Genomic DNA, 9,679 nt, shown 5'->3' with positions numbered 1-9,679 from the left:
CGGCGGTCCCGTCCCGAGCCCTCGGCCCGGGACGGGACGAGGACGGGACAGGACCGCCGGGGCGAGGGGGTTCACGCCCGTTTGACGTAGTCGCGCAAGTGGACGGCGGTGAGGGAGCCGCCGGTGTCCACGAGGTCGGCGGGGGTGCCGGTGAACACCACCTGACCGCCGTCATGACCCGCCCCCGGGCCCATGTCGATGATCCAGTCCGCATGGGCCATCACGGCCTGGTGGTGCTCGATGACGACGACCGTGTTGCCCGCGTCGACCAAGCGGTCGAGCAGGGCGAGCAGTTGGTCCACATCGGCGAGATGCAATCCGGTGGTCGGCTCGTCCAGAACGTATGTCGTACCACTCCGCGCCATATGGATGGCCAGCTTCAGCCGCTGGCGCTCACCCCCGGAGAGCGTGGTGAGCGGCTGGCCGAGCCCCAGATAGCCCAGCCCCACCGCGGCCAGCCGGTCCAGGATCAGCCGGGCCTGACCGCCTGCGAAGAACTCCCGCGCCTCGGTCACCGACATGCCCAGGACATCGCTGATGTTCCGCCCGCGCAGCCGGTACGTCAGCACCTCGGGCCGGAACCGCTTTCCCTCGCAGTCCTCGCACACCGAGGCCACCTCGGCCATCATCGCGAGATCGGTGTAGATCAGCCCGATGCCCTTGCACCGGGGGCAGGCACCCTCGGAATTGGCGCTGAACAGACCCGGTTTGACGCGGTTGGCCTTGGCGAACGCCGCCCGGATCGGATCGAGGAGCCCCGTATAGGTGGCCGGGTTGCTGCGGCGGGAGCCACGGATCGCCGACTGGTCGGCGACGATCACCTCCTCCCGCCCGGACAGCGATCCATGGATCAGGGAGCTCTTGCCCGATCCGGCGACACCCGTGACGACGGTGAGCACACCGAGGGGGATGTCGACGCTCACATCCCGCAGATTGTGCAACCGCGCGCCCCGGACCGGCAGTTGCCCACTGGGCTGCCGCACCGTCTCCCGCAGCCGCACCCGGTGGTCCAGATGGCGCCCGGTCAGGGTGTCCGAGGCGCGCAGCCCGGCCAGGTCGCCCTGGTAGCAGATCCGCCCGCCCGCCGCCCCCGCGCCGGGCCCCAGGTCCACCACATGGTCCGCGATCCGGATGGTCTCCGGTTTGTGCTCCACGACCAGCACCGTGTTGCCCTTGTCCCGCAGTTGGAGCAGCAGCCGGTTCATCCGCTCGATGTCATGCGGATGCAGACCCACCGTGGGCTCGTCGAAGACATAGGTGACATCGGTCAGACTGGAGCCCAGATGGCGGACCATCCGCACCCGCTGGGCCTCGCCCCCGGACAGGGTCGAGGACTCCCGGTCCAGGCTCAGATAGCCCAGGCCGATCTCGACCAGTGAGTCCAGGAGCGCCCGCAGGCTCTCCAGCACCGGTCCGACGGAATCGTGCCGGACCCCGGCCACGAACTCCGCCAGATCGCTGATCTGAAGGGCCGAGCACTCGGTGATGGAGCGGCCGTCGATCCGGCAGGACCGGACGGCCTCGCACAGCCGGGCGCCCTCACACTCGGCGCACTCGGTCAGGGCCATGGCCCGGTCGGCGAACGCGCGCATCCGCGGCTGCATCGTCTCCCGGTCCTTCGCCAGGTACAGCCGGCGGACCTTGGTCACCAGCCCCTCGTAGGTGAGGTTGTTCTTCCCCACCTTGATCTTGGTGGCCGGTTTGTGGAGGAAGTCCTCCCACTGGGCGGGGGAGTAGTCCCGGAGCCTGATATCGGGGTCGAAAAGGCCGGAGGCCGCCATAACCTGCCAGTGCCAGCTCTCCACCTCGAATCCGGGGACGGTGATCGCACCCTCCCTCAACGACTTCTCGCTGTCGACGAGTTGGGCGATGTCGATATCGGTGACCCGGCCGAGCCCCTCGCACCGCGGACACATGCCCTCGGCCGTGTTGAAGCTGAAGGCGAGCGGAGGGCCGACATAGGGGCTGCCGATCCGGCTGAACAGGATCCGCAGCAGGGTGTGGGCATCGGTGGCGGTGCCCACCGTGGAACGGGAGTTGGCGCCCATCGGCTCCTGGTCCACGATGATCGCCGCGCTCAGATTCCGCAGCGAGTCGACATCCGGACGGCCGAGCGTCGGCATGAAGTTCTGGACGAAGGCCGTATAGGTCTCATTGATCAGCCGCCTCGACTCCGCGGCGATGGTGTCGAAGACGAGCGAGGACTTACCGGAGCCGGAGACGCCGGTGAAGACCGTAAGGCTTCGCTTGGGAATGTCCACACTCACGCCCTGGAGATTGTTCTCCCTGGCGCCACGGACCTTGATTTCGCTGACATCCATGCCTTCAAGTGTTTCATTGAAGTGCACGTTGAGACTTTTCGCGGATTTCCTCCCAACACCCGCCGGATCCGGTGCGGCAGAGCCGCGCTAACCTTCAACTCGCCGGTGAACCCTAGCCGGGAAGGTGACGAACCGTGAGCCGTACGGACGCCGCGCTGCGCCCCGTCGATCTGGCCCGGATGGCGGGTGTCTCCACCCAGCAGATCCGCAACTACCTCGACGCGGGCATCCTGCCCCCGGCCGCCCGCACCCCCGCCGGCTACCGCAGGTTCGAGGACCGGCACCGCAGAGCCCTGGTGACCTACCGGGCCCTGCTGCCGGGATACGGCGCGGAGACCGCCCGCGCGGTCATGCGGGCCGTCCACGCCGAGGACATCGCCCTGGCGCTCACCCTCGTCAACGCCGGCCATGCCGCGCTCCACGACCAGCGGCTCTCCCTCCAGGCGGCGGGGGAGGCGCTGGAGACGGTCGCCGGGCAGACCCCGGACACCTCGGCGCCCGCACGCTCGGGGCCACTGCGCATCGGTGAGGTGGCCGCCCGGATCGGGGTGCGCACCTCGGCCCTCCGGGTCTGGGAGTCCGCCGGTCTGCTGCGCCCGCGCCGCGACCGGGGCACCGGCTACCGCGTCTACGGCCCGTCCGACATCCGGGACGCCCGGATGATCGACCTGCTGCGCCAGGTCCGCTATCCGCTGCCCCAGATCCGGCCCGTCATCGAGGGCCTGCGCCGCACCGGCGGCAGCGACGCCCTGCGCACGGTCATCGCCCGGCGTCAGGAGGGGCTCGCCCAGCGCGCCACGGCCATGCTCGAAGGCTCCTGCCGGCTGCACCACTACCTCACGGAAGATCGGTCGGCCGAGGACCGATGAGTTCCCGGCGCGGGAGCGGTCGATAGGGGTAGACGCTCTCCAACGCAGGAGGAACCGATGGCCACCGACGGATTCACCACATGCCTGTGGTTCGACGGCAACGCCGAAGAGGCGGCGCAGCACTACATCTCGATCTTCAAGAACTCCAGGCTCGGACGGATCGCGCACTACACCGGGGCAGAGCCCGGCGGCGCGGCGGGATCCGTGATGACCGTCGAGTTCGAGGCCAACGGACAGAAGTTCGTGGGGCTCAACGGCGGGCCGCAGTTCACCTTCAGCGAGGCCATCTCCTTCCAGGTGCACTGCGCGGACCAGGACGAGGTGGACTACTACTGGAACAGGCTCTCCGAGGGCGGCGAGGAGGGCCCCTGCGGCTGGGTGAAGGACAAGTTCGGGGTGTCCTGGCAGGTCGTCCCCGCCGTGTTCCTCGACATGGTGACCGGCTCGGACCCGCAGAAGGTCAAGCGGGCCACCGACGCGATGATGAAGATGGGCAAGCTCGATATCGCCGCGCTCCAGGCGGCGTACGACGGCGCGTAGCCGGCCCCGGGGCCGGTCCGCACGGCATGCGGTCAGGCTGCCGTACGGCCCCGGCCCGCGTCGTACGGCTCCGGCCCGCGAGTGCGCCGCTAGTGGCGCAGGGTGAGGTCCGCGGGGTCGGTGTTGGCGCCGCAGAGGAGTACGGCGACCTTCTCCCCGGGCCGCGGCCGATAGCCGCCGGAGGTGAGGGCGGAAAGCGCCGTGGCCGCCGCGTGCTCCACCGCGATCCTGCGGTCGTCCCACAGTGCCTGCCGCGCGGCGACGATCGCCTCGTCGGACACCAGGACGGACCGCACCCCGTCCTTACGGGCCCACTCCAGCGCGTCCGAGGACACATGGCGTGCCCCCAGCGAGTCCGCCGCGACCGAGTCCACCGGGACATCGACCACCGCACCGGCCTCCAGCGCGGCGTTCAGGGCCCGGCATCCGTACGGCTCCACGGCCACGACCCCTACCCCGCGCTCCAGGGCGGACACCGCGACACCGGTGAACAGCCCGCCGCCCCCGACCGACACCACCACGGTGTCCAGATCGGGCCGGGCCTGGAGGATCTCCTCCATCACGGTGCCCGCCCCGGCGGCGATCAGCGGGTGGTCGTAGGCGTGCGACAGCAGCGCACCGGTCTCGGCGGCGTGCTTCTGCGCGGCCTCCCGCGCTTCGTCGTACTCGGTGCCGATCTGATGGACCTCCGCGCCGAGCCGGCGCAGCCGGCCGACCTTCACCGGGGGAGCGGTCTCGGGCACGAACACCGTGGCGGGTACCGAGTGCCGCGCCGCCGCCCACGCACACGCGAGCCCGGCGTTTCCGCCGGAGGCGATGGTGACACCGGTGTCCGGCAGGGTGCCCGCCTCCCGGTGGGACCTGACGAAGTTGAACGCGCCGCGCGCCTTGAAGGTGCCCGTGTGCTGGAGGAACTCCAGGGCCAGCCAACCCTCGGCCGCGCCCCATGTCCCCTGCTCCACCGGAGCGAGCGCCACCGGCCGGATATGTCCCGCGACCCGTTGGGCCGCGGCTCGTACGTCCTCGATGGAAAGAGTCACTGAAACACTGTAACAACCACTGGTACGCTCGGTCTGTGCGAAGCAACCGGGACCGAGCCGATCAGCCCACCCTGGAGGCCATCGCGGAGGCCGCCCTGGCCGTCGTGGACGACGAGGGGCCCGAGGCGCTGAGCTTCCGCAGGGTGGCGCAGTCGCTGGGGGTCTCCCATGCCACGGTCTTCCGCCGCTGCGGCGACTTCGACGGTCTGGTGAACGCGTGCGCGGACCGGCTGGCCGCGCGGCTGCCGCGGGTGGGGCAGGACCTCGACTGGGCCACCGCCACCGAGGCCCGCTTCTCCGCGTTCTACGAGGTGCTGATCGAGCATCCCGGGCTGGTGGCGCTGCGGTCGGGCCGCGCCTGGTGGGGCCCGCATCTGCTGAGCCGCCTCGTGGAGCCGCAGCTCGCGCACAGCATCGCCGCGGGAATGGCGCCCGAGGCGGCGATCCGGATCTACCGGCGGCTGTATCTGCTCACCCTCGGCGCCGTCGCCTTCGTCGACCACCGCGACGCGAAGAAGGTGCGCAGCGCCGCGCGCACGGCGCTCGCCGCCCTGGACCCCGAGGAATTCCCGGCCCTCACCGGAAACCTCGGCGTCGTCGTGCCCGCGCTGACCGACCACGAGGTCTACCGGGGCGCGCTGCGGCAGCTCATCGACGCCTCCGCGGCGGCCTGCGCCGGACGGTGACCAACGCCCGCGGGGCGGGCCCGGAGAGGGCCCGCCCCGCTTCGCGCCGCGATATGGCTACAGCGTCTGCTGCACCCGCTCCGCCACCAGCTTGATGAAGCGCGACGGATCGCTCAGCTCACCGCCCTCGGCGAGCAGCGCCATGCTGTAGAGCAGCTCGGCCGTCTCCGCGAGACCGCTGTCGTCCTTGCGCTCACCATGGGCCTTGCGCAACCCGCTGACCAGCGGATGGGTGGGGTTCAGCTCCAGAATGCGCTTGATCTGGGGCAGATTCTGGCCCATGGAGCGATAGATGTTCTCCAGGGCCGGGGTGACATCGAAGGTGTCACCCACGATGCAGGCCGGGGAGGTGGTCAGCCGCGTGGACAGCCGCACCTCCTTGACCTGCTCGCTCAGCGCCGTGGTCATCCAGGAGAGCAGCTCGGCGAAGTCCTTCTGCCGCTGCTCCCGCTCGGCCTCCGCCTCCTCGTCCTTCTCGTCCTGGGAGTCGAGGTCGACCTGCCCCTTGGCGATGGAACGCAACTGCTTGCCGTCGAACTCCGGCACGGCGTCGACCCACAGCTCGTCGATGGGGTCGGTGAGCAGGAGCACCTCGAAGCCCTTGTCCCGGAACGCCTCCATATGGGGCGAGCTCTCCATGATCGAGCGGGATTCGCCCGTCATGTAGTAGATGTGCTCCTGCCCGTCCTTCATGCGCTCGGTGTAACCGCGCAGAGTGGTCGGCTGCTCGGTGTCGTGTGTCGAGGCGAACGAACACACCTCGAGGATCGCCTCGCGGTTCTCCAGGTCGCCGAGGAGACCTTCCTTGAGAACGCGGCCGAATTCCGTCCAGAAGGTCCCGTAGCGCTCCGCGTCGGAGGACATGATGTCCTTCACCGTCGAGAGCACCTTCTTCACCAGGCGGCGCCGCATGAGCTGAATCTGGCGGTCCTGCTGAAGGGTCTCCCGCGAAACGTTCAGCGAGAGGTCCGCGGCGTCCACCACGCCCTTGATGAAGCGGAGGTATTCCGGCATCAGCGCTTCGCAGTCGTCCATGATGAAGACGCGCTTGACGTAGAGCTGCACACCCCGCTTGCGGTCCTGCATATACAGGTCCTGCGGTGCGCGGGCCGGAATGAAGAGCAGCGACTGGTATTCGAAGGTGCCCTCCGCCTGCATGCGGATGGTCTCGAGCGGATCGACCCAGTCGTGGCTGATGTGCTTGTAGAACTCGTGGTATTCCTCGTCGGTGACCTCGTCCTTGGGGCGGGCCCACAGCGCCTTCATCGAGTTGACGGTCTCGAGCTCGGGCGCCTTCTCCTCGCCCTGCTCGGCCTCGTCCGTCTCGTCCGTCGTCACCGGGGCCTGGGCGGGGGCCATCCGGATGGGCCAGGTGATGAAATCCGAGTGCTGCTTGATGATTTCCCGGATCTTCCAGGGCGAGGCGTAGTCGTAGAGATGGTCCTCGGTGTCCTCCGGCTTGAGCTTCAGCGTCACGGAGGTGCCCTGGGGCGCGTCGTCGGCCGGTTCGAGGGTGTAGGTGCCCTCGCCGCTGGAAACCCAGCGGGTGCCCTGGCTCTCCCCGGCGTGACGGGTCAGCATGGTCACCTCGTCGGCCACCATGAAGCTGGAGTAGAAACCCACCCCGAACTGCCCGATGAGGTCCGCCGAAGCGGCCGTGTCCTTCGACTCCCGCAGCTCCTTGAGGAATGTGGCGGTGCCGGAGTTCGCGATCGTGCCGATGAGCTCCACGACTCCGTCGTGCGACATGCCGATGCCATTGTCGCGGACGGTCAGTGTGCGGGACTCCTTGTCGACCTCAATGGCGATATGGAGATCAGAGGTGTCCGCCTGAAGGTTTCCGTCGCGGAGCGATTCGAGCCGCAGTCTGTCCAGCGCGTCGGAAGCGTTGGAGATGAGCTCGCGCAGGAAGACGTCCTTGTTCGAGTAGATCGAATGGATCATCAACTGGAGAAGCTGCCGCGCCTCGACCTGAAACTCGAAAGTCTCGACCCCTGTAGTCAACTGTTTCCCCTCATGAGATAAGTGTCGACGCCATCAAGCACCGTGCGTCATCGACAGTTTATCGAAGGTGAGGGGTGCCGAGCGGCCTTCCGGGGAGATGACGGACGGCCGCTCACGGGACACGGATGCGGTGGCCCGGGCGAGGGAGCCGGAGTGCGTCAGCCGTTGCCGCGCACCCTGCTCCAGTCCAGGGCCTCGGCGGCCTCCCGCTGGATGACCTCGGCCGCCTCCCGGGCCTCGGCGGGGACGTCGCCGTGCTCCGCCACGAGGCTGTCGTAGATCGGCACGAAGTCGGGTTTGTCGGTCGCGGTCATGTGGCGCACTTCCTTGGCTGCGGATTCCGGGTCAGCCCCCGGCTACCCGATCTATCAAACGGTCATGCTTTGGCGTAGATCACACAGGGGTTTCCGGTGATCCACAGGGGCCCGGCGGGCCGGCAGGCACCGGGCCCCGTCGCAGGTCAGTGCCCGGCGGGCGCCGGCTCCAGGACGAAGACCGGGATCTGGCGGTCGGTCTTCGTCTGGTAGTCGGCATAGTCCGGGTACGCCTCGACCGCGCGCTCCCACCACAGGGCCTTCTCCTCGCCCGTGACCTCGCGCGCGGTCATGTCCTGCCGCACCGGGCCGTCCTGGAGCTCGACCCGCGGGTCACCCACGACGTTGTAGTACCAGACCGGATGTTTGGGGGAGCCGCCCAGCGAGGCGACGACGGCGTAGACGCCGTTGTGCTCCACCCGCATCAGCGGGGTCTTGCGGATCTTTCCGCTCTTCGCGCCCCGCGTGGTCAGGAGGACCACGGGCATGCCCCGCATGGTCGTTCCCTCGGTGCCACCGGAGCTTTCGAACAGCTCGACCTGATCCCGTACGAACTGCTCCGGGCTCGGCTCGTACTCACCCTGCAACGGCATGATGTCCGTCCCCTTGCTGCGTTGTCCCTGATGCGAAGACTCGCCTGACGTCTCCCCGTGTCCATCCTCAACACAGGGAGTGCGCGAGATCATCCCGACCGGCTCCGGCCCGTCGGGGCAGCGACGGGGAAGTCGTCCCTTACGCCGCCATGCGGCGCTGTTCGGGAGAGGGGGAGGGAGAGGGAGTGAGGGTGGGGGTGGGGGCAGAAGTGGGGGTTTCCTTGTCACCATTCCGCTCCGCCGCGCGCTTCGACTCATCGGACTGACGGCCACGAGCGGGGAAGGTCAGGTCCGGTACGTCGACGACCGGCGGCAGATCGGGAGTGAGCAGGGGCTGCTCATTTCTGTTCATGGGCAGCGGGTACCCAGGTGCGGCAGGCTCACCCTGCGATACCGGTCACAGTCGGACATGGCGGTCAGATCGGCGGTTCACGCCCGGGTGCGGTTCACCCCCGGGCGTGGGCGGACCGTGGAGACGTCGCCGATCCGTGACGCGTCCACGGCCTGCCCTCGGCGCCGGCGGTTCAGCCCACGCGTTCGATGCGCGCGTTGCGGATCAGGAATTTGCCCGGCTCGCGAACCTGTTCGAAGGCGGCGTTGTTGAGCAGGGCGCAGCTTCCCGAAGTCGAGGCGACGGAGACCGTTGTCGACTTGTCGTTGTCCAGATTGGTCACCTTGAGTTTGGTGCCGACCGGGAATTGATTGCTGGAGGCGGCCGGGGCACCGCCCTCACCGGACAGAGTGACGGTCGACCCCGCGCAGACAACCTCGCCGGAGGCGCCGGAATCACCGGCACCGGAGTCCGAGGGTGCCGCGGAGGCGGGAGCCGAGGCCGAGGCGCCGCCGTCGGCCGGGGCCGTCGCCTCCCCCTGGCCGGCCGCCTCGTCGACGGCGCACCCCGACGCCTGCTGCTTTCGCTTGATCTCCTCGATGACGGCCTGACGATTGGCTATCCGCGCCTCCGACTGTGCGTCCGGGTTGGCCTGCTGGTCCGCGATGAACTTCTGGTTGTTGGCCAGCGCCTGCTCCAGCCCGGTGCAGGCCGTGGAGGACTGCGCCGCACCGTCCGTGCTGGCGTTGCTGGTCGCCGCCAGGACCCCGGCGCCGGTGCCCGCAAGCGCGAGCGCACCGACCAGCAGGCCGAGCTTCTTCTTGCCGCTGAGTGTCCTTTTGCGTGTCATTTCGACTCCCTTTCGAGCTGCTCGTCCTTCCATACGGGCGGATGTCGAAGTCGTCTCATGGCCGGCGGAAAATTTTTTGACGAATGTGATTGAAGATTAAACGGTGCTGGGGCCTTCCGGGCCTCACCTTA

At 68.7% G+C, this 9,679-nt stretch carries 10 protein-coding genes; 3 read left to right on the top strand and 7 right to left on the bottom strand.

Features of this window, described 5'->3' with window-relative positions; genetic code table 11:
• Positions 1–71: 71 nt before the first annotated feature.
• Positions 72–2,321 carry an ATP-binding cassette domain-containing protein gene (locus tag KN815_RS38970; protein ID WP_216346535.1) on the bottom strand — a complete coding sequence of 750 codons (2,250 nt, stop codon included), beginning with the start codon at positions 2,319–2,321 and terminating at the stop codon, positions 72–74.
• A 134-nt stretch (positions 2,322–2,455) separates the two neighbouring features.
• Between KN815_RS38970 and KN815_RS38965 the strand changes: the two genes are divergently transcribed.
• Both KN815_RS38965 and KN815_RS38960 read left to right on the top strand, forming a co-directional pair.
• The gene (locus tag KN815_RS38965) at positions 2,456–3,190 is read left to right on the top strand and encodes a MerR family transcriptional regulator (protein WP_216346534.1); all 735 of its coding nucleotides are present in this window, start codon (positions 2,456–2,458) and stop codon (positions 3,188–3,190) included.
• Between the two features lie 57 nt (positions 3,191–3,247).
• Complete coding sequence (locus KN815_RS38960; protein WP_216346533.1) at positions 3,248–3,730, top strand: VOC family protein; 483 nt, start codon at positions 3,248–3,250, stop codon at positions 3,728–3,730.
• A gap of 89 nt (positions 3,731–3,819) precedes the next feature.
• On the opposite strand, the gene KN815_RS38955 is transcribed toward KN815_RS38960, so the two are convergent.
• Positions 3,820–4,770: a threonine/serine dehydratase gene (locus KN815_RS38955; RefSeq protein ID WP_216346532.1), complete on the bottom strand. Its 951-nt coding sequence runs from the start codon at positions 4,768–4,770 to the stop codon at positions 3,820–3,822.
• Between the two features lie 35 nt (positions 4,771–4,805).
• On the opposite strand from KN815_RS38955, the gene KN815_RS38950 reads away from it, so the two are divergent.
• Positions 4,806–5,456 carry a TetR/AcrR family transcriptional regulator gene (locus tag KN815_RS38950; RefSeq protein ID WP_216346531.1) on the top strand — a complete coding sequence of 217 codons (651 nt, stop codon included), beginning with the start codon at positions 4,806–4,808 and terminating at the stop codon, positions 5,454–5,456.
• Positions 5,457–5,513: 57 nt separating this feature from the next.
• Here KN815_RS38950 and htpG read toward each other — a convergent pair whose 3' ends face one another.
• From htpG to KN815_RS38925, 5 genes are all read right to left on the bottom strand, one after another.
• Positions 5,514–7,460 carry a molecular chaperone HtpG gene (gene htpG / locus KN815_RS38945; protein WP_216346530.1) on the bottom strand — a complete coding sequence of 649 codons (1,947 nt, stop codon included), beginning with the start codon at positions 7,458–7,460 and terminating at the stop codon, positions 5,514–5,516.
• Between the two features lie 158 nt (positions 7,461–7,618).
• Entirely contained in the window at positions 7,619–7,774 is a 156-nt protein-coding gene (locus KN815_RS38940) for a hypothetical protein (RefSeq protein ID WP_216346529.1), read from the bottom strand.
• Between the two features lie 146 nt (positions 7,775–7,920).
• Complete coding sequence (locus tag KN815_RS38935) at positions 7,921–8,367, bottom strand: nitroreductase family deazaflavin-dependent oxidoreductase (RefSeq protein ID WP_216346528.1); 447 nt, start codon at positions 8,365–8,367, stop codon at positions 7,921–7,923.
• Between the two features lie 139 nt (positions 8,368–8,506).
• Complete coding sequence (locus KN815_RS38930; RefSeq protein WP_216346527.1) at positions 8,507–8,719, bottom strand: hypothetical protein; 213 nt, start codon at positions 8,717–8,719, stop codon at positions 8,507–8,509.
• Between the two features lie 172 nt (positions 8,720–8,891).
• Positions 8,892–9,548 (bottom strand): SCO2207 family protein, encoded by a 657-nt coding sequence (locus tag KN815_RS38925; RefSeq protein ID WP_216346526.1) that lies wholly within the window; start codon positions 9,546–9,548, stop codon positions 8,892–8,894.
• Between the last annotated feature and the right edge of the window lie 131 nt (positions 9,549–9,679).

The sequence above is a fragment of the Streptomyces niphimycinicus genome, assembly GCF_018883605.1.
Classification (GTDB): domain Bacteria; phylum Actinomycetota; class Actinomycetes; order Streptomycetales; family Streptomycetaceae; genus Streptomyces; species Streptomyces niphimycinicus.
This window is presented reverse-complemented; position numbering and strand designations above follow the sequence as displayed.